Below are 23,841 nucleotides of genomic sequence, written 5' to 3' on the forward strand. Positions count from 1 at the left end.
TTGAATCAACGGGCTGAAATGAAATATTCCAGCCTCGTTTTAATATGACATATCAGCATCAGCTTCACCGCCACTCCCTAACAGATCCCACGTCAAAACTTTACCATCAGAAGTGAGCGCTATCATGTTTGATATGTTGCCACGCACCTCAATGACATCGGTTAGATCAATATCTTGTTTTTTAGCATGCCAACTCAGCCCGCCAAATTGCCAAACAGAAAGGCTCCCATCACGTCGCTTAGCGGTAAATCCCATAACACTTGGGATAAGCTCGATAACCTCAGAGACACCAAGCTTAGGTCCCGCGCTATCCTCTACTACAGTGCCATCCGCTTTCAACGCTGCATACCCCTGATTTAACGTAACCACTTGAACTACATCTGTAATCTCTTGCATCATAGGTTCACCACTTAAATCCTCTGCTCCTTGCCAACCTATTAATGTGCCATCCTCTCGCAGCGCAACAAACCCCGTATCTATCGCATATAGTGCGCGTACATGTTGCAACTTGTTTTGCACGGCCGAAGCATTACCGCCATGGCGTTTATGACCCCAAACTACAACATCGCCATTCGCTTTTAACGCAGCATAAGCGCCATCATTAGCTACAATATCAATGACTTTTTCTTGGCTATTAGCGGGCGAGTTCGCTAAGGCTAACGGAAAAAGTACACGACTCTCTGGCAAAAAACCTTCACCCCACGCATAGACTCTTCCATCGGCCATTAATGCAGTAAAACCAAATACTGAATGAACAACTTTGGTAACTGCCGTAAACTCACTGAGTCTAGCCAGTTGTCTTTGGCTTTCTTGACCATCATTGACGCTCCCCCAAGACATTAGCTCCCCGTTTTGAGTCACGGCAGTAAAGGCACTTGGCGCCGCATAAACAGCTTTAATATTCTTAAGTTTTGCGGCAAGGTGTTGACTATTACCACCGTGATAGGCCGAACCCCAGGTCACCACAGTGCCATCCTGTAGTAACGCAGCAAATGCTGCATCATTGATACTCACACTCTGCACATTCTTCAACGCTGGCGCTGAATAAATTCCGTGATTTAATTCATCCAAAGACCCATCCACGATAGACCAACTGATGACGCTGCCATCTCGTTTTATGGCGGCAAACAGATCATCACGCATCACAAAATCTGCCACTTGCGTAAGCTGATCTCTAAGTAATACAGGCGCATCCCCCATATCCCAAATCACCAGTCGATGGTCTTGGGTTAATGCCGCAAAACCACACCCATTTGTCGAAGCAAAAATGCTTTTTACATTGACTAATTCAGCCGCCACGGCGCTATGGTCGCCGCCGCACTGACGATCGCCCCATGTCACCACGCTGCCATCCTGCCGAAGTGCCGCAAAAGCACCTTTATTACTGTAGATATGCCGGACATTCTTGAGGGAGTTGTCAGTTGTGAGATTGGTATTATCGGCTGGAGCATATTGGCCATACTGAGATGCCTTGCCCTTGGGCCCATACTGCTGCAAGGTGTTTTCCATCTGCGTGCGTTGCTCTGGGGAGAGCCCGACATCTTGCTTATTGATACTATTGGTAATCACATGGGTTAACGCGAAGAAAGCGAGCGCGGCGCCCGCCCATGAAACGGTATTCTTATTCACAAAACATCCTTATCGTAACGACAAACTCATACTGAATTTATACAGGTGCCTTCAACCAAAGCCACACCTCTGCAAAGGCTAAGTATTGTACAAAAAAACCATGAAAATTAAATATCTGTTGCCTTTGGGGCGAAAACAACAAAGCAGCGAAGGCTCGCTGCTTTGATAGGGGAAACGTTATATCAAGGGTATTAAATAAAGGATTAATCTCTTTTGCCCACTTTCTCTAACCCCCATACCAGTGCAATCGCCGCCAGCATACACACAATCGCAAAGGCGAGTTGCGAAGGTTGGCCGGTCACTTGTTCAAAATTAAGCGGCGAAATATTCTGTTCCAATAACGGCACTTGCTCACCATGGGAGTTGGTCCGCCAAGTTAAAGTTTCTTTCCATGGCCAAATTTTACCTAAGGTGCCTAACATTAATCCGGTTAGAAACACGATAGTGGCATCGTGGTGCTTACGCAACAGTGCCGACAATAAATGGCTGAACGTCAGTAATCCCATCACAGCGCCAACGGCGAAACAGGCCAAAATATCCAGCTGAATATTTTTAGCCGCAGCTAAAACCACGGGATATAAGCCTAACAATAATAAGATAAAACTGCCTGAAATCCCCGGTAACACCATAGCACAAATCGCAATCGCGCCGCCGAAGAAGATATTCATATAACTGGCTTCTACCGCGACCGGATTTAACACAGTTATCGCCCATGCTGCCAGCACACCTAAGGCAAATAAACCTAAACGTGCCACAGTGAAACCATTCACTTGCTTAAGCATATGCACGACAGAGATAATAATAAGCCCAAAAAAGAACGACCAAATCGGGATCGGGTGCGTCACCAGTAACCAAGAGATTAACTTAGCAAAGGTAAAAATACTGGTCAGGATCCCCGCCAGCAGACTCACTAAAAAGCCACCATTAATATGGGCAAATGCCCCTTTTATGCCCTGCGACTTGATTACGCCCCAAAGGGAAGGATTGATGCGTTTTACACTATCGAGCAAGGTATCGAGAATACCGGTAATAAACGCTATGGTGCCGCCCGAAACGCCTGGCACCACATCGGCAGCGCCCATGGCCATTCCCTTAAAATATGTCAGCAAATATTTCACTGTGAGTCCTTGTAGTTAAATCAATATGCCATTGCCGCTAAACGACAAATTGGCCGCAATTATACGGTGTTACACTAAAAACCGCGAAATGAAGTTTGCTTAATTATGCCGACTGGTATTTGTTGTTATCCTAATGTTACACTCATCCGACCAGAGCAGTCCAAGCTCAACTTGGAACCGGCTCAAGATAACCATATCCCTTTGCATCATAATTAAGGATGACCATGAGCCAGACTGACTCTTCTAGCACTGCAGAACAAAAACCAAATAAAGTGCTCGCGCTCTACCATAAGACTCGCCTTTATCCCTTCGGCCAAAAACTGTTTTCAATCATGGTTTCACGAATGGCGCCCTATTTTGGCACCATCAAACCACTGATCACTGAATTACGCCTTAATCATTGCGCCTGTTTAATTAAAAAACGCCATGCTGTTCATAATCATATAAAAACTGTGCATGTGATTGCGATTTGTAACGGCCTAGAAATGGCGATGGGCGTGATGGCCGAAGCCTCAATTCCAAAGCATTTACGTTGGATCCCTAAGGGCATGAGTTTGGATTATACCGCCAAAGCAGGCAGCGATATTTTGTGTATCGCCGAAGTGACGCCAGAGCAATGGACTCCGGGCGATATGCTCGTCCCCGTTACCGCCTACGACACCCAAGGTGTGGTCGTAGTAAAGGGACATATCAAGTTGTGGATTTCAGAAAAACCACAGAAATAAGCGTTTTACACGAGCGCTGTGCTTAATGTCTGCATCTAAAAAGGGAGCTAAGCTCCCTTTTACTTTTTTAGCCTTCAGCCGTATTTCGTTAAAAAACTATGTTAGCGCAATTGCACGGCGCCTTGCTCGCTCACTTTTAAGTAAGGATTTTTAAGTACGGACTTTTAAATCTGTTCTTTTAAATCCGAACTCTTCAATATGAGCTCTTAAATACGAGAGCTTAATTCGACCTGTTAAATACGAGCTTTTAAAATAGCAGCCCTTTATCGCGCCCTATCGTTATATAGCAGCCCAGTTAAACCAGATATTAAGCAAAATGGCTGGTGGTAAAACGCTCAATTAAACGGATAAAGTCAGCTTCGGCAAGCTTGGCGGATGTTAAGGTTTGTTCATGGGATAACTGCACATCCCCCAATCCTTCGGCCATATTGGTAATGGCACACACAGCCAGTACTGGCAAACCACAATGCGCCGCTGAAATCACCTCTGGCACCACAGACATTCCCACCACATCGCCACCGATAATTTGCATCATGCGGATTTCGGCCGCGGTTTCAAAACACGGGCCAGAGTAAGACACAAAGACCCCTTGATTCACTTCAATGCCTGCGGCTTTTGCGACACTTAAGGCTTCTGCTCTGAGGTCTTTATCATAGGCATTGGCCAAGCTAAAAAAGCGCGGGCCGTAGCTGTCATCGTTTGCGCCCGTCATAGGCGTACCTGGCATAGTGTTGATGTGATCGCTGAAAATCACTAATGATCCCACGCCGATCCGCTCTGGCCGTAATGACCCCGCAGCGTTAGTCACAAGTAACAATTCACACCCTAAACGTTTGAAAGTACGCACCGGCGTCGTCATCACCTTCATGCTTTGGTGCTCGTAAAAATGCCCACGGCCTTTCATGCACACTATGTCTACGCCATGTAAGCTGCCGAGCACCAGCTCTCCCGAGTGACCGACGACGGTACTCACGGGAAAGCCGTCTAAATCTTCATAGGGGATCACCACTTTGTTATCTAAATTATCGGCAAACGCGCCAAGTCCTGAGCCCAAAATCATAGCAGCACGGGGAGAGAAATTCGGTTTACGGGCTCGAATCGTCGCAAGGGCATTAATAACAGGATCATGGCTCATACAAGGTACCTCATAGCAAAGGAATGAAAGAGTAAACGACCCTCAGTATAAGCGGGCTTGGGGTTGCAAATAATCGCGATTAACCGCACTATTGTGCTGATAAAAAGGACAATAAATAAAAATAGTGAGCCTGAGATGAGCAAGATAAACGCACCAGAACTCGTTACCTTGAAGATGCTGCGGTATTTTCATCGAGTGGCTGAAGTGAAAAACTTTACCGCTGCTGCCGAGCAACTGCATCTATCGAAATCTCCGCTGAGCGCACAAATCAAAGAGTTAGAATCACTCCTTGGCGTTGAGCTGTTCACTCGCAGCACTCGGCAAGTGGAGCTCACACCCTATGGCCAATTGTTAAGAGAAAAGTGCGAGCAAATATTCGAGCTGGTGAATACCTCATTGGAACAAGTGGCTCAGCTTGGGCGACTCGATAGAAACCATATTCGGATTGGCATCATGAGCTCGCTTTTTTGGATGGGATTTGGTGACATTCTGAAAAGCTTTCGCAAGCAATGCCCTGATAATGAGCTCATTTTTCAAGAGTTATCACCTGAAACTCAAAAAGTCGCCTTAGCGCATCAAGAAATCGATTTTGGCCTAGTGCGCTACGCCGACACCTTAAATCTGCCGCACCTAATCGCCGAAACCATCACCAGCGAACCTATGGTGTTAGCGCTGGCAAATAAACATCCCTTAGCCAGACGTAAAAGCATCGACTTGAGTGAACTCAAAGATGAGCCCTTTACCTTACTCAGCCGTGCCAACTCCGCCTCTAGCGATTTGATTATCGCCAACTGTCAGGCCGAAGGATTTATACCACAGCTGATACAGGAAATGGTCGAGCCCAATAGCTTGATGGCGATCATCGCTGGCGATAACAGAGTATCCATAGTGCCGCAAAGTTATGCATCACAGCCTTGGCCTAGGGTAAAGTTTATTAAATTAAAACAAACAATCCCCGCCGATATCTGCCTGATTTATCGGCCAGAAATGGCTTCGCTGCCGATTATTGATAGCCTGAGGGACTTATTGAAGCAACAAATCAAAACCATTTAGATTGTCTCCCAAACGAGTGCTATGCTGAGTTTAATATTCAGGGTTCATATTTTAAGGATATCAAGATGGATGAATTTTTAGCGGCAGCCATTGAAGAAGCCAAACAAGGACTGGCCGAGGGCGGCATCCCTATTGGTTCGGTACTAGTGATCGATGGCAAAATCGTCGGACGTGGCCACAATAAACGGGTACAAAAAGGCAGTTCAGTACTGCATGCCGAAATGGATTGCCTCGAAAATGCCGGCCGATTTAGCGCCGCCGAGTACCAAAGAGCAACCTTGTATTCCACCCTATCGCCCTGTGATATGTGCAGCGGTGCGGTATTACTTTATGGCATACCTAAAGTCATCGTCGGTGAAAACACCACCTTTCAAGGGCCAGAAGCCTATGTCAAATCCCGCGGCGTTGATGTCACTGTGGTCGATAACGCCGAGTGCAAACAACTGATGCACGACTTTATCGCTAACCATCCCACACTCTGGAATGAAGATATCGGCGAGTAGTGGATCTTCACTCTTCTCAATCACTTTCTATATTTCACTTGCTATCTTTTTTGTATTTCACTTTTTGTATTGGCTGTATTTCATTGGGGGCTAGCGCCTGCTAGGCTAGCCCTCCCAAATCCCAGTGAAAAGTGGAACATGCTTACTAGCGAAAGGAACTCAGCTAACGTGCCAGCCAACTTACCTAAAGACCCTTGGTCAAGAACAGACTCCACGCAGCCAGTCGTCATGACGATTCCTGCACAGCGTAATGCCAATCTCGATGCCATTCGCGGCTTAGCCGTGTTGGGGATATTTTTTATGAATATCTATTTTATGGGCATTACTTTTTTTGGCTATGCCCCCCACGAAACGCCGCCGCTGTCGGATCACATAATCAAAGTGTTCAGTAACTTTTTCATCGAGGCGCGCTTTATCAGTCTGTTTTCCATCTTATTTGGTGTCGGGCTTTTTATTCAATATCAGAGATTTAGCGCCAAAGGCCTAGAAGCATATCCACTTCTGCGCTCACGTTTGAAATGGCTAATGGTGTTTGGCCTACTCCACGGCATCATTATCTGGCCAGGTGATATTTTATTAACCTATGGGATCAGCGGATTTTTAGCTTTGTGTTACAAAGATTTAAGTATTGAAGCCCTTAAGCGCAAAGCGAATATTTTTATTTTAAGCGCCTTAGTGATCATCACGCTGATTAGCTTTACGGGCAGCGATGAACCTTTCACTCGAGAATCGAGTCTATTTGCAGAGCAATACGGAGCATGGACCTCAAGCTATGCCGACCAATTGTTCCTGCATTTGATACAAGTGGGTTATATGGCGTTGGTGATCCCTTTTACCATAATGTGGTTTACGGCGGGCTTAATGTTGCTCGGCATGGCCTTGTATCAACAGGGAACTTTTGAGCGGGGGTTTAGCAAGCCACAACTGCTGAAATTAGTGCTCGCCAGTGTGACGGTATCGCTACTCGATATCGGTTTAGACTTTAGCAATAATCCTATTCTAGTGACGTTTTCAGATGTGTTGATCATGCTAAGCGCTATTCCAATGGCGCTGATTTACATTCATATTATGGTTAAAATTTGCCAGAACAATCCTAATAGACTGACTCCATTGCAAAATGTTGGCAAGCTTGCTTTTAGTCTCTATATTCTGCAATCCATCGTTGGCGTGTTAGTGTTTAGGCACTTAGCTCCAGAATTGCTATTGAGTCTAGACAGATGGGGATACATGGCCATGGCACTGGTTTATTCAGTAGTGCAATTACTGTTAGCCAGCCTGTACTTACGCTATTTCAAGCAAGGGCCATTGGAAAAACTTTGGCGCCACCTCGCGTTTAAAAAATACGCTGCATCACAAGAACGCTAGCAAGCTTAAAAACACTGACACGAGATTGATACCAGATAATGACGAATTCAAAACCAGCCAAAACGGGCAACAGCGCTTCACCTCAAACTAATCGTGCTCAAAAGAATCGACCACAAAGCAGTCGTGCTCAGAACAGTCGCACTTCAAACAATCGTGCCCAAACAAACAATCGAGCCCAAAGTAGCCGTACTCAAAAATCCAATGCAGCCACTTCAGGCTCAAGCCTTATGCCGCTGTTATTGGTGGTGATTTTTCTTGCTGGTTTAATCGGCGCAGCGCAGCAACATATGCTGCCCTACGGCATTGCGGGCATGTACCTCACACTGAGCCTGCTAACCTTTATCGCCTACGCTATCGATAAATCCGCCGCAAAACGCGGTAAATGGCGCACGAAAGAAAGCACTTTGCATCTGCTCGCCCTCGTGGGTGGTTGGCCCGGCGCCCTGTTTGCCCAAAACGTGTTAAGGCACAAGTCAGTTAAAGCCTCATTTAGAAACGTCTTCTGGCTAACCGTTGTCGCTAACTTAGCCGTGCTGGGTTATGGCATAAAAACCGGCGCCGTAGATATGTTTATCTAGCAAGCTATGGATTCTATGAAAATCTAAAGTTTGTCACTAAAACGCTTTAACTTATTTTAATACAAAAACAAAAGGTTAAATTATGAAAAAATTTTTAGTTGCAGTTTTGGGTGTTGCAATACTATCGGGTTGTGCCGCACCTCGCTATACAGCAAAACCAATAGAAACAAATACTAACAATGTAGAAATAGTCATTATTAAAGATAAAGAAACACGTGACGGCTTCCAAGAAACAATGGAGACATGGCTAAAAGCAAATAATTACACCTACACAGTGCAGCCTGATGATTCTAAACATGATTTAAATAAACTCACATTAGAATATGAAGGCAATTGGACTTGGGACTTGGCATTATATTTAAAAAGCGCTGAAATTAACGCATTTCAGAATGGCCAAAGAGTTGGCAGTGTTAAGTTTCAAGTACCCTATACTGCGAACCCGAGTAAGTTTGGTAATGCTGCGAATCGTATTAGCTATATGATGTCAGCTCTATTTGGTCAAATCACTGCTGATGAAGCAACAAAAAAAGTAAATGGTTCAAGCGATTAATATCATTGAAACCTTAACTAAAAAACAGGGTAATCATAGAATTACCCTGTTTAGTTTTGCACTGTTTATTATCTTTAAAACCAGCTCAACGCGATACTGATAATCACGCCTGTGATCATCAACTGCATTAAACAAAATCCCATAATATCCCGCGCTTTTAAGCCCGCAATTGCCAGCACGGGCAGTGCCCAGAAAGGTTGAATAAGGTTAGTCCAGGCATCACCCCAAGCTACGGCCATAGCTACCCGAGCAACATCGGCGCCCAAGGCTTCGGCAGCGGGTAACATAATCGGCGCCTGCACGGCCCATTGCCCCCCTCCCGATGGCACAAAAATATTCACAATTCCTGCACTGATAAAGCTCCAAAATGGCAGGCTCTCGGCACTGGCTATGGCCACAAAACCTTCCGAAATACTTTGGGCTAAACCCGACTGCACCATCACCGCCATAATGCCCGCATAGAAAGGGAATTGGATCACAATCCCTGCGCCGCCCTTAATGGCCTCATTCAAGCTGGTTAATAAACTGCGTGGCGTTTGATGTAAGAGGATGGCGAGAAACAAGAATAAGAAGTTCACTAAGTTAAGGTTTAAGCTGCCGCCCTGTACCCAAAAGTAATAGCCTAAGTACACAAGCCCAGCGCCACCGACGCTCCAGCCGAGTAAGCGGCTATTTTCAAGCTTATCCGCAGGTCGGCTTTCAAGCTGACACTCGCTCACATTGGCAGGGGTAAACTCCAGCGCCGAAGCTGCGGGGTCGCTGCCTTTGTCGTCAAGGGCACTTGGGTCGACATAAATGCTGTCCTTGTCTTCAGGCAGCATAAAGCGATTCACTAATGGCATGACCACAAAAAGAATCGCCACTAACAGTAAGTTAAAGCTCGCGAAAATGGTTTCACTGGTGGGGATAATGCCAATTTGTGCTTCAGAGAAATGCCCCGCCGTTGCTATGGTTAATGGGATAGAACCCGCAAGCCCACCATGCCAAACCACAAAGCCAGAATAGGCGCTGGCGACCAGCAGCCGATAATCCACTTTCACTTTACGCGCTAAGGCTTTGGCAAATAACGCGCCCACCACTAGCCCGAATCCCCAGTTAATCCAACTGGCGGCCAGTGAGACCAAGGTCACTAAAATAATGGCTTGCGGTGCCGATTTAGCGAATCCTGCAATCGCATCGAGCAGCTTTTTAATCGGCGGCGAGCTTGCCAGCATGAATCCCGCCACCAGCACTAACAGCATCTGCATCGAAAAACTCAGCAAGGTCCAAAAGCCATCGCCCCAATAATTGATGACTTCCAGCGGAGTTTTGTGTTCTGCGACCACAGCTGCAATTAACACCACTAAGGTGAGTAAAAGGACGAAAATATAGGGATCGGGTAGATATCGGTCGACGAGTTTGACCAAAGGTTTTGCCGCTTTGTTTAACATAGACTTTCCTTGTTTATTATCTAAATTCTAGTTTTTATCTGTTTTTATTGAATTTTTATTGAGTATTAAGCCAACAGATTAAGCGATCTCTAAAGCGGGATAAAGTCTTGAGGGGATTTTTAACGCCTTGAAGTGGTAGCAACAGATATCCCCCTCAATGCAGGTGCGAGTGCCAATAGCATCTCAAGCTAAAAAACTGATAATATGGCGAAAATTAACTAAGGTGCTCTTTATATGAAAATGTTACTTGCCGTTGCTGTGATTGCTGGGGTGATTTTTTACTTCTTTACCTCGATGAACGGCCAAAAAGCCGCCCAAGAGAATATCCGTTTAGGCAATGAATTTTTAACGCAAAACAAAACTAAAGAAGGTGTTATCACCACAGCTTCGGGTTTGCAATATCAAGTGTTAACTCAAGGCGATGGCACAGTTCATCCTAAAGCCAGCGATACAGTGACAGTGCATTACCATGGCACTTTGATCGACGGTACTGTGTTTGATAGTTCGGTTGATCGCGGCGAGCCTATCGCATTTCCGCTTAATCGGGTGATTAAAGGTTGGACCGAGGGCGTACAACTTATGGTCGTTGGCGATAAAGTGCGTTTCTTTATCCCGAGTGAACTCGCCTACGGCAACAGCAGCACGGGCAAGATTGGCGGTGGTTCAGTGCTCATTTTTGATGTAGAACTGCTTAAGATTGATTAAATCTGTCTGCAATGAGCCTAATCGCATAATAAAAAGCCCTGCATTATCGCAGGGCTTTTGTCTCTATAACTCAAATAATATTAGTATGTTGGATGATTAAGGACAGCTTGCAGCGCCAATATCAACCCACACCGCCGCAACGCCAGGTACATCACCTTTAGTCCAGTAACTCGCCTTCCATAAACGACCGTTATAGCTGGTAGTTTGACCGCCGTTGTACACCACACCCGCATCCCAACCGAGATCAACTTGGCTGAGTAGCTGCCATTGATCAGCGGTGCGAGATGGCGTATTGCCCTGCGTCCAGTACTTGGCTTTCCATACCAACTGACTGTGACTCACAGTATCGCCCGTGTTGTACACCACACTGGTTTGCCAAGCAGGATAGTTACCGGCATTAGGATCGGTTGCATCACAACCACCACCGATCACTTTTGGCGTCACGGTCAGATTAGTCGATGCGCTCGCATCCAAGGCACCATCGGAAACCAGCACGCTCAAACCATAGCTGGTCGCTTCGGTGACATTAGGCCCAGTGACCACTAAGGTGGCACTATTTTGTCCGGTTGCCGACACGCCAGCGGGCACAGTCCAAGCGTAAGTTAAGGCATCACCGTCGGCATCAGAGGCACTCGCCACTATGCTAACAGTTTTACCCGCTTCCACTGTTGCAGTGGCAGCTACACTCACCACGGGAGCTTGGTTCGGAGTATCCGCCTTATTGGTCACTGTCACTAAATCTGTGGCAGATAACCCTTCTGGATCAGTGACTTTAAGGCTAAAACCATAGACAACATCGGTTTGCGTTGCACTCAGTTGAATCGTCGCATTCGCCATATCGGCGTTTGCGATGGCAATCGTTGGGCCAGACACTTGAGTCCAAAGATACGTCAGCGCCTCATTTTCAGGATCGCGCGATCCGCCACCATTGAGCACCACATCGGCGGGACCTGTGACATTCACATCCGCACCTGCATTGGCAATCGGCGCTTTATTCACCGGTGGCGTAGTTCCTTCGCCATGACCTAAACCTTCGTGCATCGCATTTAGAATATCGCCGTTATCGGCATCAATTTCCCATGCAAATAAACCACCTAGCTGATTGGCAAGCACATATTGGCCCTTGGCTTTAACGGAACGCGCATCATCGAAAGTGATTAAATCTCCCGTAGATGCCTTGAACAATGATGGCGCCTCGGCCGTTTCGTCATAGCTGTAAGTCCAACCGCTCCCCATGTACTCGTTCACTATCTGGCGATAATCCACCACGCCATCTTCCCATGTGCCTTTCACTTTGCCCGTCGCTGTCCCTGTGAATGGGTTATTGCCCGTGTAGCCATTCACGCCTGTCCAGCCGCGGCCGTACATAGCGGCACCAACCACAATTTTTCCTGGAGTAACACCTTGAGCTAACAGAGCTTTAATACCCTTGTCTGTGGTATAGCGGGTATCAGGATCCCAACTCGCCTCATAAAGATTGGTTTGATGACCGAGTTCAGTGTTCGTCCAACCGCCATTGAAGTCGTAACTCATTAAGAAGATGTAATCCATGTACTGCTGAGCGGCCTGATAATCGACCTTTGCCATTTTTTGAGCATCGATACCAATTGCGGAAGTCAGTTCATAGGTACGACCCGTCTCAGCACTTAACTCGTCGAGCATGGCGCGCAGTTCACGCATCAGGGTCACATAGGTTTCACCGTCATTGGCATTACCTAAGTTTGGATTCGCACCGCCACCACCTGGATATTCCCAATCAATGTCGACACCATCAAAGAACTTCCACGTTTGCAGGAATTCCTTCACCGATGCGACAAAAGTATCGCGCTTAGTTTTATCGCCAAAGTAGAAGAAGGGATCAGATAGCGTCCAGCCACCGACCGAAGGCAAAATCTTTAGATCGGGGTGGGCTTGCTTCAGCGCCATCAATTGACCGAAGTTGCCTTTGTAGGGATCAGAGTAGTCACTCACGCCCGCCTGTGGCATTTGGACCGCCGCCCAAGGATCGTGGATAGCGACTTTAAAATCTTCACGGCCACTACAGGCACGTTGCAGCGCTTGGAAACTGCCGTCGATTTCTTTCAAACTATCGTTAATGCCATCACCACCACAAATAGGGGTAAAGCCATATAAAATATGAGTTAAGTTCTGTGCTGGGATCTTATCGACTGGGAACTTACGGCCATACACACCCCATTCTACAAAGTAACTGCCGACCACTTTGCCCGACTTGTTAACGTATGGGCGATTGTTTTCTTTAAGCGGAGCATTGAGTGGCACTAAATGGCTGCCATCGGTATCGGCCACGAGAATTTCTTTGGTATCGCTCGCCGTACAACCATCGCTGTTACACAGTTGCACTTGCATCTGATAACGGCCGCCTTTGTTCACCTTAAAATTAGCGGTGCCCGAAGCACCAGAGGGGCCCTCCCAAGCGACATTGCCGTTGAGCAGCACTTGAGCTTTATTGCCCACATCACCACTCCAAAGGTTCCAGCTGACTGAAACGTCGGCAGCATCTTTAATGGTCACCAACTGATTGTAAGCCGTAGCGGCTTGATTAACTTCGATAATAGCGAACTTGGTTTCGCCCCAACCTATAGTCGGTTTGCCGGGCGCTACGGCAAATGCACTGACACTCACGGTAGATGCCAGCGCCGATGCCACCAGCAAGGCTGATGTTGAAATTTGAGTCTTGAACATGAGATATCCCTATTGAATTTTTTATATGAATCAATAAGGCAAACAAAGCGTAGACAGGAAACAACACTCTCTTAAGACCATGCAACACGACTGACAATTGCACGAAGAAAAACCTGTGGTATCCCCGCTATCATAGGTACAGACGAACCCTTAGACCGGAGGCTTTGCGTCCCAGTTTTTCAACTGGTTTGCCTTTTACACGCGATGACAACGTTGTCATTGCGATAATCAGCATAGACGTAAGCGCAATAAAAATGCAACAAAATATTATCAACTAAGGTAGTGGTCTGATAAGAAAGCAATTAAATACAGTTCAGCTATTTCTAATATTTACTTTGATAATTAAGGCTTTGCTGACTATTTTAGCCATAAAAAAACAGGACACGATAAGCCAAAGGCATCACCTGTCCTGTTATCAATTTCACTATTTATGCTGCTAATACTGCTTAAACCACTAGCACTGAGCCGCTGTAATCTAATAATTCAAAACCATTAGCTAACAGCATCTATGATCCTTATGCGCGTGGATAATCCCTTGCGAGCATCACAGATAAACCTCGGCACACTAAGGTTTCCATATCATCGACGCGGTTGATTTTCATCTCAGCTAAGGGCGCGCTCAATGCCATTTGCTTTAAGCTTTCGAGGCAGCCTTTGTAGTAAGGAGCACTGTTCATCATGTTGCCCGCGAGCCAAATCCGATTGGGATTAAATAAATTAACTGTCCACGCCAGCCCCATACCAAGGTAACTGCCCGCACGATATAAATCATCCTGAGTAGTGATGTTACGGCTGCGCACAGAATCGCCACTGGCGAGTTGCTCTAAACTAAATTCGCCTGATTCAGTCATCACGCGGCAATGGCCCAACTCCCCTGCAACCCCCGTCGCACCTGTAAAGGCTTGCCCATTAAACGCAATCGACATCCCTATACCAGTGCCGCACATGACCAACAACTCACAGGCATATTTGGCATCACACGTGGCTTGCATACCCGCATCCATATCGTTGCAGATAAACTTAAGCTCGCCTTGGGTTTTGACTGTATCGAAGCTCAAGCCATTGAGCCCGGGTAACGATTTACAGGCAACCAAACGATTATTTTGTACGAGTCCAGGTACGCCAATCGCTAATTGGTAATGCTGTAAATCGTAATCGCGTTCAAGCGCAGCGATTTGATTATTTAACTCTTCAATTTTAAAACCTTCGCCTGTGGGGATTTTATATTGTTCTGTATGTCCCGCGAGCTGAAGTTCGAACAGGGCTGTCGTACCGCCCACATCTATTGTTAGTATTTGCATCGCTTACTCCACTGATACATGTGCCCCACTCTGACCCCGAGCGGAGATGGCAAATGTTAGCATAGGGTCCAAATGTTAGCGATTGAATAAAACTTAAGTCGCTAATTTGTAAGGAACAAGTCTACAAAAAATATGACTGACATTTTGTTTTACTCAGGTTTTATGCTAAGAATCACACAAATAAATTAAGGGTAAAACACTTAGCTTGCTCATCACAGTCAGCACAAATTCACGATTGTATACAAAATCCTTTATTCGCTCCCCTTGCATCCAGCGCGTTAGGCTTGCGATAATCCGAGCTGGTTAGAACTCAAATAAACATAGACCAATTTATCCTTAGGCAAGCTTTGCCTACCGACTCGCACAGCGTGCCAGTCTCACTTGGAGCCCATATGTCACATTTAATTGCCAGCCGCCTCGGTGCCATTCGCAGCGAATTATCTTCCGCCAATCTCAATGCTTTTATCATTCCCCGCGCCGACGAGTATCTGGGCGAATATGTGCCAGAACATAACGAACGTTTGTACTGGGCAACCAACTTCACTGGCTCGGCAGGTATGGCTATCGTATTGAAAGATAAAGCCGCTATCTTTACCGACGGCCGTTATACGGTTCAAGTTCGTCTGCAAGTGGATGCCGCACTTTTCAGCTATGAAAGCCTGACCGACACGCCACAAATTGAATGGTTATGTGACACGCTGCCAGCGGGATCTCGCGTTGGCTTTGATGCACGCTTGCATACTTTAGCTTGGTATGAAAATGCCAAAGCGACCTTAAGCAAAGCCCAAATTGAATTAGTAGCGGTTGAGCAAAATCCTATCGATTTGCATTGGCAGGATCGCCCCGCACCATCGAGTGCGCCGATCACGCTATTCAGTAACAAGAGTGCCGGTAAAACCAGTCTGCAAAAACGTACTGAAATTGGCGCCTTGGTGAAAAAAGCCGGTGCTGATGTTGCTTTGATTGCCGCCTTAGATTCTTTCTGCTGGCTATTAAACATTCGCGGTAACGATATTCCGCGTCTGCCTGTCGTGCTCGGCAGTGCCCTGCTTCATGCTAATGGCGATATGCTGCTGTTTACCGATTTAAGCAAACTCCCTGAGGGCATTGAGGAGCATGTCGGTGCAGGAGTAAGCTTTAAGGACGAGGCCACGCTCGCCGATACCCTTGCCAGCTTGCAAGGCGTTAAACTGCTGGCCGATCCAAACTCGGCTAACGCTTGGGCACAAAATCTCGCCCGTGAAGCGGGGGCTAAATTGATTGCTGGAATCGATCCCGTTTCTTTGCCTAAAGCACAGAAAAATCCCTCTGAACTTGCCGGAATGCGCGCTTGTCACATTCGTGATGGCGTTGCTGTGAGCCGCTTCCTTGCATGGTTAGATGCCGAAGTCGCCGCCAAGCGTATGCACGATGAAGCCACACTTGCCGATAAATTAGAAAGCTTCCGCCTGCAGGATGAGCGCTATCGCGAGCCAAGTTTCGACACCATTTCAGCAGCGGGCCCCAATGCCGCCATGTGCCATTACAATCACAACAATGGCACACCTGCGATGATGACGATGGACAGCATCTACTTAGTGGATTCTGGCGCGCAATATATCGATGGCACTACAGATGTGACCCGTACTATTGCGATTGGCAAAGTGACTGATGAACATAAAAAAATGGTCACGCTGGTGCTAAAAGGTCATATCGCGCTAGACCAAGCTCGCTTCCCAAAAGGCACTTCAGGCCAGCAGCTCGATGCATTCGCCCGCCAATATCTATGGCAACATGGTTTTGATTACGACCACGGCACAGGCCATGGCGTGGGTCACTTTTTAAGTGTGCACGAAGGTCCGCAGCGCATAGGTAAAAATGTCAACGGTATCGCACTGATGCCCGGCATGGTGCTTTCCAATGAGCCGGGGTACTACCGCGCTGAGAGTTTTGGCATTCGCTTAGAAAACTTAGTCGTAGTGCAACACTGTGAAGCACTGAAAGGCGCTGAGCGTGAGATGTATGAGTTCGATGCATTGACTATGATCCCTATGGATGCCCGCCTTATCGATAAGAGCCTGCTAACGCAAGGGGAAATCGACTGGTTCAATGCTTACCATCAGCAAGTGTTCCATACACTTTCGCCGCTGATGTCCGGTGATGAACTCGCGTGGTTAACGAAAGTGACTAAAGCGATTTAGAGCGATTTAGCACTCCTGCGGATAAGTAGCGATTTAAGTCGTCATTTAAACCATCATCTAAATCAGTTATATGCTAAAAAATAAAACGCCCAAGGCTATGAGCCTTGGGCGTTTTTTTAGCGCTGCATCTGTACTTTCAAGCCTAGTCCTATTTCAAAACATGATTTCAAAACATGATTAAAAACACGAGTCGCTAAACCATAGTGGGCTGCGCCATAGGCTGATAAGCATCATCCAGCGATGCCTTAGATAGCACTTCAAACTCTTGATGAATTGCCATAAAACAATCAACTAACTCAGGGTCGAAATGCTTACCTTTGCCTTCAATCATTAAATCGATGGCTTCTTGGTGGCTAAAGGGTCGCTTATAGCATCGCGGCGAAGTCAGCGCATCATAGACATCCACTAAGGCAACTATGCGTGCCGAAAGCGGAATATCCTCACCTTTCAACCCTAAGGGGTAACCACTACCATCCCACTTTTCATGGTGACCCGACGCGATATCTTGGCCCATCCGAATAAACGTACATTGGGGCGCATATTCCAACAAACTGCGTAACACTTGCCCACCAATCACAGGGTGAGCTTTGATCTGCTCAAACTCCTGCGGGGTTAATTTACCCGGTTTGAGTAGAATCGCATCGGCAATACCGACTTTACCTATGTCGTGCAAAATGGCCGATAGACTAATATCTTGAATAAAATCATCGTTTAATTCAGCAGGTGGATTGTCGGCCTGCAGCCGCTGCGCCGCGAGCATTTTTGAATACTGCCGCATACGTAGTAAGTGCGCGCCCGTTTCGTTGTCTCTGTATTCGGCAAGTTTGGCCAACCCTAATACAGTCGCTTGGCGTGAGGCTAAGGTTGAATCGAGTGAATCAGCCAACTTACCTAATAAGTAAGTGATGGTTAGCGTCAACATGGCATTGGTTACAATAAAATTGACCACGACAACGGCCCAAATACCCAAACTGTAACCGTGAATATCGGGCCAGTTTAACCAGCCAAAGTGATAGGCAAGCCCAATCAGTACCAGACTCAGCCCATTTAAATATTGGGCATATAAGCTCGCGCGACTTCCTAAGAAAATGCCAACTAATGGCGGAAAGATAAATAACCAGAAGAACCCCGCACCCGATGGACCAATCGCAATCAAAAAACCAACGCCGATAGCAAACCCCAAGAAGCAGCCACAGCCAAAACGCGTACTATCAGCAAGCTTAGGAAAATACAGCAAAAATAGTAAAAAAAGATAAGCCAGCGTATCGAATACCACCATAGACCAAAGATCGGCGATGACACATAAATACACGCTGGTGATATATACGGGCACGCAAAGAAGCGCAAGAAAGCCAAATAGACGTTCAAAAATCAAACGTCGCCAATGGGGAAGTGCCGCTGCTGTCCCCAAGGACGAGGTAGCCAATTTAGCTACGCCACGTCTAAGTGATATCGCCATGGGAAAATCCTCTTATGTTGCATTCCCGCTATGAGCTAATGAAGCTGATCTTATTAACCTAAGCGAATGAACCTGAGTTAATGAACTAAAGGGTGCGGATAATATTACAACGCTGAGGCAAAGCCAGATAAATCACACGCTCAGCAAGTCATAGTTTGTTGCCCATTAAAGAATAGACTAAGACGAATAAAGCGCCCGAATGAATGCCGCGATATGGCAACCGAATCAACGACATTAGTCCAATGTCGCCGAGCAGATTTAGTCGATAACATGAGCGTCTAATATCCACTCAATATCTGAGGAAAAATAACCCTATACAAAATACTGAAATTTGCGTTTTAGCAGGATAAACGCTCGTTTAATTCTATATTCGCAATACTTAAAAATTTTATATTTTGCAATAGCTTATAAATACAACGAACGATTGATTTTCATGGGTAAGCCATCAAAAAGCGCTCTCCTATACCCATACAAAAATGATAGTCTTATCACATAACAAGCTTACCCCAATGAGAGTAAGCGCAAGAAAATTAGCGCCTAACACCGCGCCCCTGAACCCCAATGAATCATATCGGCCCTGAATGGACACACTAAATGAGCCAGAGTAACGCGTCTGCCAACAGAACACTGAATGCACAGAGATCAGATCAAGAAATCCGCTTAACACCACAGGACGAACTCATTTCCACCACCGACACTCGCGGTGTTATCACATACGTTAATGCCCGTTTTGCCGAAGTCTCAGGCTATAGCGCCCAAGAGTTAGTCGGCAGTGCCCACAATATGGTTCGTCATCCCGATATGCCAAGCGCCGCCTTTAAAGAAATGTGGGAAAAGCTTAAGTCGGGCCAATCTTGGCGCGGCATAGTGAAGAACCGCTGTAAGAATGGTGGCTTCTATTGGGTCGATGCCTTTGTCTCGCCATTGTTTGAAAACGGCACTATTGTCGGTTATCAATCGGTGCGTATTCAGCCTCAGGCCGCCTACGTCAGCAAAGCAAATGAGATATACCAAAGACTTAAACTGGATAAATCCATTTCTAAGCCCTTAAGCTTAATGCAGAAACGTATCCTCTCGGCGGTTGTCGCCTCGACAGGCTTACTGATCGCAGGCTACTTTTGGGGCTGGGGCGTGATTATCGCGGGGGCGGTTTTGATGAGTTTAAACTTGGCTATATTCTACGATGAGGCCTTTCGCATTCCCGCTAAACTGATTGAAATGCAAACCAAATACGACTCTATCAGTCGCTACATCTACTCGGGTGCCGATACGTCTTCTATCCTCGATTTCCAGCTCATCATGCTGCAGGCCAAAATGAATGGCGTACTGGGGCGAACTCAAGATCAAGCCAATCAATTGCACGCAATTGCCGATCAATTAGTGGTTGCGACCGAGCAAACCTATGTCAGCCTAGATCAAGAGAAAAGTCAGTTAGAACAGCTCTCTGGCGCGATGGAAGAAATGAGTTCAACCATTACAGAAGTGGCGCAGAATACCCATCTCACGTCCACCAGCATCAATACCGCCTACGATCTCTGCCTTAAAAGCAGCGCCAATATGAAGGCCAACACTCAAAAAGTGGAACAACTGGCCAAGTCTGTTGCCGATGCCGCTAATAATGCTCATCAATTGAATAAAGAAGCTGAGCAAGTTGCTAATGCGATGGGCGAAATTGACTCCATCGCCGAGCAAACTAATCTTCTCGCCCTCAATGCGGCCATTGAAGCTGCCCGTGCAGGTGAACAAGGCCGAGGGTTTGCCGTAGTCGCCGATGAAGTGCGCGCGCTATCGAGTCGAACCCAACTATCGACCAACAGTATTTCAAAGAGTGTCGATAAGATGTTCTCTATGCTCAACATATGGGCCAAAGAAATGGAACAGAGCCGCCAACATGCGGAGCGCTGCGCTAGCGACATTCAACTGTCCGCCGACAATGTGAATACCCTTTACCAAGAAGTGAGTGATATCCACACCTTTGCCCAACAAAATGCAGTGGCAGCGGATCAACAGCGTCAAGTGGTCAACGAGATTGCCAGCAATATACATTCCATCACCCATTCAAGCGTAGAAAACTTAGCCGCAACCCATCTGATTGGTGATGCTGCTCATCTGCTTAAACACAATGCCGAGAAGGCCCTCGGCCTAAGACGCACCTTCGGTTAGCCATAAGCAAGATATAAAATGCCGCAGCCAAAACTGCGGCATTTTTCTATCGCGTTCTTTTTGTTCGTTCTTTCCGCCAGCCGTCACTCAACCTCAAATCATACTCTGCTAAGAGCATACTCAATCCAGAGCGTGCAGAATTGGCCCTATCCCGCCTGAGCCGTCGCTAAGGCTTTTATCTCTTGGCGATAAAATGATGCCGATAAAATGCCAAAACACTAAAAAGTTCAGGTTTTAACCGAAATTTTTGCTATACTCCGCGCCCGCCATTTTTCTTATAAAATCTGTGTGGAAGAATGAGCCAGTCGGCACGCCTCTCTCCTTAGTCGAGTAAACAATAGAGGCTCGCGGTGCTTGAATGTTTGAATAAGTGAACGATAGGAATCCAAAATGAGATTTGAATCTTTTAGTTTTTCCCCCGAGATTTTGCGCGCTATCTCAGATTGCGGTTATCAACAAATGACGCCTATTCAGCAGCAAGCGATACCTGCTATCCGCCGCGGCCAAGATGTCTTAGCCAGTGCCCAAACCGGTACGGGTAAAACCGCCGCTTTCGCGCTGCCGATCCTGCAAAAGATGGTTGAAAATCCAAGCGAAACGTTAAAGTCGAATGCCCGCGTATTAATCCTTACGCCGACCCGTGAGCTTGCGGCTCAAGTGGCTGACAACGTTACGGCTTACTGCAAATACTTAAACTTCAGCGTGTTAACCATTTATGGCGGCGTAAAGATAGAAACACAAGCGCAAAAGCTGAAACGCGGCGCCGATGTGATTGTTGCCACCCCAGGTCGCTTACTTGAGCACCTTACCGCCTGTAACTTAAGCCTGTCGAACGTCGACTTTTTAGTCCTAGACGAAGCCGACCGTATGTTAGACATGGGCTTTAGCGCCGATATCCAAAAGATCCTGCAAGCGGTAAATAAGAAGCGTCAAAACCTGTTGTTCTCGGCCACTTTCTCAAGTGCGGTGAAAAAACTCGCCAACGACATGATGGTTAAACCACAAGTGATCAGCGTTGATAAGCAAAACACTACGGCTGATACGGTTAGCCAAGTGGTTTATCCGGTTGAACAACGCCGTAAACGTGAACTGCTGTCTGAGCTAATTGGCAAGAAAAACTGGCAACAGGTATTGGTATTTACCGCGACCCGTGATGCCGCCGATACGCTAGTCAAAGAATTGAATTTAGATGGGATCCCATCTGAAGTGGTCCACGGTGATAAAGGCCAAGGCAGTCGTCGCCGCGCCCTGCGTGAGTTTGTTGCAGGTGATGTACGCGTACTGGTTGCCACCGAAGTCGCCGCCCGTGGTCTGGATATCCCAAGCCTTGAATACGTAGTCAACTATGACTTACCTTTCCTCGCCGAAGACTATGTCCACCGTATCGGTCGTACAGGCCGTGCGGGGAAAACTGGCGTAGCCATTTCTTTCGTGAGCCGCGAAGAAGAACGTACCTTAGCCGATATCGAAAAACTGATCGGTCAACAAATTCGCCGCGTCACTGTGCCAGGTTATGAAGTAGGCAGCCGCGAATTGCTATTAAAGCAATTGCAAACCCGCCGTAGCTTTGCCAAGAAGCAACAAAGAACCGACAACGTTGGCGCTCAAGTTACTGCTGAGAAAAACATGCAAGGCCGCCGCGTAAAAATGAAGGTGGGTCAAGCGCCTAGCAAAGCGAAAAAGCTTAAGTAATCGCTAAAACGGGCGGTGTAAAACGCATAGCGTTTAACCCCATCCCACGTGTTTTAGTGAAATCGGCCACAACAACTGTTGTGGCCGATTTTTTTATGCCCAATTCGATAAAGCACTGCCCACTTTAACCAACAGCAATCCTTTATTGATAACAAAAAGACCATAACGCGGGGAACAAACTCAGCAGCGTCGCCCCCGCGAGCAATCGCTCACGTCCGTTAAGCTTTTTACCATCGACAACTTGGCGGCGACTGTAAAGAAACAAGAGTAACCCGGGGCCGTAGAGTAGCAAGGACAGTAACAGATACTCGACGCCTGCAGCATAGAGTAGCCAGAGTCCATAACCGCTCGCCACTAGCGCCACGATTCTCATCAGCCCATTGCCCTGTCCACTCAAAGAAAGCTTCAGCAGGAACAGTCCAATCAATAGGTAAGGCACTAAAATCATCGACGTAGAAATGAGTAGCAGATTGGTATACCCCTTACCCAGCAGCCACACCAGTAACAAACAAAACTGCACTGTTAAGCTAGATAACCAGAGGGAAGCGATCGGCGTGCCATTGCGATTCTGCCGCAAAAAGATGGCAGGGAAAGCACCGTGGCGGGCTGCGCTGAAAGGCACCTCTGCCGAGAACAGGGTCCAACTCACGTAGGAGGCCAATACAGAAACAATAAGCCCAACGCTGATCAGTGCCTTGCCCCAAGAGCCGCTCATGTGTCCCATCAGTCCCGCCATAGAGGGATTAGGCAGCGCTGCAAGTTCAGGACGAGCTAAAATCCCCAGCGCTAGCACAGAGATAAGCACATAAAGTAGTAGCGCCAGCACGACGCCGAGGACAGTCGCCGTACCCACATCCCGCTTATTTTTAGCACGCGCCGATAACACTGCCGCACCTTCGATACCGGTAAATACCCAAAGCGTGATCAGCATAGTGTTACGCACTTGTTCAGACACTGGCACAGCTAAAGTGCTGGCCGCTTGGTCCTGAGCAAAAGTCACTGGGTCGAAGTAATAGCAGGCAAACAGTACAAACAGCAATAACGGCAAACTCTTGGCTAATGTCGCCACCAGATTGAACATGGCGGCCTGCTGTACGCCGCGGGAGACCAACCAATGCACCGCCCACAAAATGCACGACTCACCGATAAAAGCGGCCAGCGTATTGCCCTCGCCAAACCAAACTTGCTGCGGCGTATCGACAAAGCTGCCAAGGGCGGCAAACGCAATCACTAAATATCCCACCACGCCTATGGTGGCGCAAAGCCAATAGCCCCAAGCAGAAAAAAAGCCCACCAGCTCACCAAAACCGGCTCTGGCGTAGGTATAAATGCCGCCATCAAGCTCAGGCTTCAAGCGCGACAGATAGAGGAAACTCGCAGCCAATGCCAAGATGCCCACACCTGTGATCCCCCAGCCAATCAGCACAGCTCGAACACCCGCCACTTCAGCCATGTTTTGCGGCAGGCTAAAAATCCCCGCACCTACCATAGAGCTGAACACTAGGGCAGTGAGTGACCAGAGACCTATCCTGTTCTCTTTCATACAAAATCC

18 protein-coding genes and 1 riboswitch are annotated in these 23,841 nt (G+C 47.1%); of the genes, 10 read left to right on the plus strand and 8 right to left on the minus strand.

Going from position 1 to position 23,841, the window contains the following annotated elements:
* Nucleotides 1–39: 39 nt before the first annotated feature.
* Nucleotides 40–1,629 carry a hypothetical protein gene (locus tag Q4Q57_RS01425; RefSeq protein WP_311889358.1) on the minus strand — a complete coding sequence of 530 codons (1,590 nt, stop codon included), beginning with the start codon at nucleotides 1,627–1,629 and terminating at the stop codon, nucleotides 40–42.
* A 203-nt stretch (nucleotides 1,630–1,832) separates the two neighbouring features.
* Complete coding sequence (locus Q4Q57_RS01430; protein ID WP_311889359.1) at nucleotides 1,833–2,747, minus strand: DUF368 domain-containing protein; 915 nt, start codon at nucleotides 2,745–2,747, stop codon at nucleotides 1,833–1,835.
* A 224-nt stretch (nucleotides 2,748–2,971) separates the two neighbouring features.
* Between Q4Q57_RS01430 and Q4Q57_RS01435 the strand changes: the two genes are divergently transcribed.
* Nucleotides 2,972–3,472, plus strand: a complete 501-nt coding sequence (locus Q4Q57_RS01435) for a hotdog fold domain-containing protein (protein WP_311889360.1) — start codon at nucleotides 2,972–2,974, stop codon at nucleotides 3,470–3,472.
* A gap of 307 nt (nucleotides 3,473–3,779) precedes the next feature.
* On the opposite strand, the gene xapA is transcribed toward Q4Q57_RS01435, so the two are convergent.
* Nucleotides 3,780–4,607, minus strand: coding sequence for a xanthosine phosphorylase (gene xapA / locus Q4Q57_RS01440; RefSeq protein ID WP_311889361.1), 828 nt, complete (start codon nucleotides 4,605–4,607; stop codon nucleotides 3,780–3,782).
* A 135-nt stretch (nucleotides 4,608–4,742) separates the two neighbouring features.
* On the opposite strand from xapA, the gene Q4Q57_RS01445 reads away from it, so the two are divergent.
* The 5 genes from Q4Q57_RS01445 (at nucleotide 4,743) to Q4Q57_RS01465 (ending at nucleotide 8,656) form a co-directional block, all read left to right on the plus strand.
* The gene (locus tag Q4Q57_RS01445; RefSeq protein WP_259559846.1) at nucleotides 4,743–5,660 is read left to right on the plus strand and encodes a LysR family transcriptional regulator; all 918 of its coding nucleotides are present in this window, start codon (nucleotides 4,743–4,745) and stop codon (nucleotides 5,658–5,660) included.
* A 65-nt stretch (nucleotides 5,661–5,725) separates the two neighbouring features.
* Nucleotides 5,726–6,163 (plus strand): nucleoside deaminase, encoded by a 438-nt coding sequence (locus Q4Q57_RS01450; RefSeq protein WP_006082562.1) that lies wholly within the window; start codon nucleotides 5,726–5,728, stop codon nucleotides 6,161–6,163.
* A 168-nt stretch (nucleotides 6,164–6,331) separates the two neighbouring features.
* Nucleotides 6,332–7,528 carry a DUF418 domain-containing protein gene (locus Q4Q57_RS01455; RefSeq protein WP_311889362.1) on the plus strand — a complete coding sequence of 399 codons (1,197 nt, stop codon included), beginning with the start codon at nucleotides 6,332–6,334 and terminating at the stop codon, nucleotides 7,526–7,528.
* 38 nt (nucleotides 7,529–7,566) lie between these two features.
* On the plus strand, nucleotides 7,567–8,106 hold the full coding sequence (locus Q4Q57_RS01460; protein WP_311889363.1) for a DUF1294 domain-containing protein: 540 nt from the start codon (nucleotides 7,567–7,569) through the stop codon (nucleotides 8,104–8,106).
* 82 nt (nucleotides 8,107–8,188) lie between these two features.
* Nucleotides 8,189–8,656, plus strand: coding sequence for an Sbal_3080 family lipoprotein (locus Q4Q57_RS01465; RefSeq protein WP_261273167.1), 468 nt, complete (start codon nucleotides 8,189–8,191; stop codon nucleotides 8,654–8,656).
* A gap of 74 nt (nucleotides 8,657–8,730) precedes the next feature.
* Here Q4Q57_RS01465 and Q4Q57_RS01470 read toward each other — a convergent pair whose 3' ends face one another.
* Nucleotides 8,731–10,086, minus strand: coding sequence for a TIGR00366 family protein (locus Q4Q57_RS01470; protein ID WP_311889364.1), 1,356 nt, complete (start codon nucleotides 10,084–10,086; stop codon nucleotides 8,731–8,733).
* A gap of 234 nt (nucleotides 10,087–10,320) precedes the next feature.
* Between Q4Q57_RS01470 and Q4Q57_RS01475 the strand changes: the two genes are divergently transcribed.
* Nucleotides 10,321–10,791 carry an FKBP-type peptidyl-prolyl cis-trans isomerase gene (locus tag Q4Q57_RS01475; protein ID WP_115334165.1) on the plus strand — a complete coding sequence of 157 codons (471 nt, stop codon included), beginning with the start codon at nucleotides 10,321–10,323 and terminating at the stop codon, nucleotides 10,789–10,791.
* Nucleotides 10,792–10,887: 96 nt separating this feature from the next.
* Here Q4Q57_RS01475 and Q4Q57_RS01480 read toward each other — a convergent pair whose 3' ends face one another.
* Both Q4Q57_RS01480 and Q4Q57_RS01485 read right to left on the minus strand, forming a co-directional pair.
* A complete protein-coding gene (locus Q4Q57_RS01480) occupies nucleotides 10,888–13,494 on the minus strand; it encodes a glycosyl hydrolase family 18 protein (protein ID WP_311889365.1) in 2,607 nt (868 codons plus the stop codon).
* Between the two features lie 114 nt (nucleotides 13,495–13,608).
* A riboswitch (cyclic di-GMP riboswitch) is annotated at nucleotides 13,609–13,697 on the minus strand.
* A 312-nt stretch (nucleotides 13,698–14,009) separates the two neighbouring features.
* Complete coding sequence (locus tag Q4Q57_RS01485) at nucleotides 14,010–14,795, minus strand: ROK family protein (protein WP_115334163.1); 786 nt, start codon at nucleotides 14,793–14,795, stop codon at nucleotides 14,010–14,012.
* A gap of 392 nt (nucleotides 14,796–15,187) precedes the next feature.
* On the opposite strand from Q4Q57_RS01485, the gene Q4Q57_RS01490 reads away from it, so the two are divergent.
* Nucleotides 15,188–16,975, plus strand: a complete 1,788-nt coding sequence (locus Q4Q57_RS01490; RefSeq protein WP_311889366.1) for an aminopeptidase P family protein — start codon at nucleotides 15,188–15,190, stop codon at nucleotides 16,973–16,975.
* Nucleotides 16,976–17,168: 193 nt separating this feature from the next.
* On the opposite strand, the gene Q4Q57_RS01495 is transcribed toward Q4Q57_RS01490, so the two are convergent.
* The gene (locus Q4Q57_RS01495) at nucleotides 17,169–18,434 is read right to left on the minus strand and encodes an HD domain-containing phosphohydrolase (protein WP_311889367.1); all 1,266 of its coding nucleotides are present in this window, start codon (nucleotides 18,432–18,434) and stop codon (nucleotides 17,169–17,171) included.
* A gap of 594 nt (nucleotides 18,435–19,028) precedes the next feature.
* Here Q4Q57_RS01495 and Q4Q57_RS01500 point away from each other — a divergent pair.
* Nucleotides 19,029–20,597 (plus strand): methyl-accepting chemotaxis protein, encoded by a 1,569-nt coding sequence (locus Q4Q57_RS01500; RefSeq protein WP_311889368.1) that lies wholly within the window; start codon nucleotides 19,029–19,031, stop codon nucleotides 20,595–20,597.
* A gap of 390 nt (nucleotides 20,598–20,987) precedes the next feature.
* Nucleotides 20,988–22,289, plus strand: coding sequence for a DEAD/DEAH box helicase (locus Q4Q57_RS01505; protein WP_011847413.1), 1,302 nt, complete (start codon nucleotides 20,988–20,990; stop codon nucleotides 22,287–22,289).
* A gap of 142 nt (nucleotides 22,290–22,431) precedes the next feature.
* Here Q4Q57_RS01505 and Q4Q57_RS01510 read toward each other — a convergent pair whose 3' ends face one another.
* Entirely contained in the window at nucleotides 22,432–23,832 is a 1,401-nt protein-coding gene (locus Q4Q57_RS01510) for a basic amino acid/polyamine antiporter (protein WP_006082575.1), read from the minus strand.
* Nucleotides 23,833–23,841 lie beyond the last annotated feature (9 nt).

The organism is Shewanella sp. SP2S2-6, assembly GCF_031931965.1.
GTDB classification, from domain to species: Bacteria; Pseudomonadota; Gammaproteobacteria; order Enterobacterales; family Shewanellaceae; genus Shewanella; species Shewanella baltica.

Excerpts from the sequence above, each read along its gene's own strand:
- Q4Q57_RS01435 (WP_311889360.1), top strand. The coding sequence starts at position 2,972 with ATGAGCCAGACTGACTCTTCTAGCACTGCAGAACAAAAACCAAATAAA.
- xapA (WP_311889361.1), bottom strand. The coding sequence starts at position 4,607 with ATGAGCCATGATCCTGTTATTAATGCCCTTGCGACGATTCGAGCCCGT.
- Q4Q57_RS01445 (WP_259559846.1), top strand. The coding sequence starts at position 4,743 with ATGAGCAAGATAAACGCACCAGAACTCGTTACCTTGAAGATGCTGCGG.
- Q4Q57_RS01450 (WP_006082562.1), top strand. The coding sequence starts at position 5,726 with ATGGATGAATTTTTAGCGGCAGCCATTGAAGAAGCCAAACAAGGACTG.
- Q4Q57_RS01460 (WP_311889363.1), top strand. The coding sequence starts at position 7,567 with ATGACGAATTCAAAACCAGCCAAAACGGGCAACAGCGCTTCACCTCAA.
- Q4Q57_RS01465 (WP_261273167.1), top strand. The coding sequence starts at position 8,189 with ATGAAAAAATTTTTAGTTGCAGTTTTGGGTGTTGCAATACTATCGGGT.
- Q4Q57_RS01470 (WP_311889364.1), bottom strand. The coding sequence starts at position 10,086 with ATGTTAAACAAAGCGGCAAAACCTTTGGTCAAACTCGTCGACCGATAT.
- Q4Q57_RS01475 (WP_115334165.1), top strand. The coding sequence starts at position 10,321 with ATGAAAATGTTACTTGCCGTTGCTGTGATTGCTGGGGTGATTTTTTAC.
- Q4Q57_RS01480 (WP_311889365.1), bottom strand. The coding sequence starts at position 13,494 with ATGTTCAAGACTCAAATTTCAACATCAGCCTTGCTGGTGGCATCGGCG.
- Q4Q57_RS01485 (WP_115334163.1), bottom strand. The coding sequence starts at position 14,795 with ATGCAAATACTAACAATAGATGTGGGCGGTACGACAGCCCTGTTCGAA.
- Q4Q57_RS01490 (WP_311889366.1), top strand. The coding sequence starts at position 15,188 with ATGTCACATTTAATTGCCAGCCGCCTCGGTGCCATTCGCAGCGAATTA.
- Q4Q57_RS01495 (WP_311889367.1), bottom strand. The coding sequence starts at position 18,434 with ATGGCGATATCACTTAGACGTGGCGTAGCTAAATTGGCTACCTCGTCC.
- Q4Q57_RS01500 (WP_311889368.1), top strand. The coding sequence starts at position 19,029 with ATGAGCCAGAGTAACGCGTCTGCCAACAGAACACTGAATGCACAGAGA.
- Q4Q57_RS01505 (WP_011847413.1), top strand. The coding sequence starts at position 20,988 with ATGAGATTTGAATCTTTTAGTTTTTCCCCCGAGATTTTGCGCGCTATC.
- Q4Q57_RS01510 (WP_006082575.1), bottom strand. The coding sequence starts at position 23,832 with ATGAAAGAGAACAGGATAGGTCTCTGGTCACTCACTGCCCTAGTGTTC.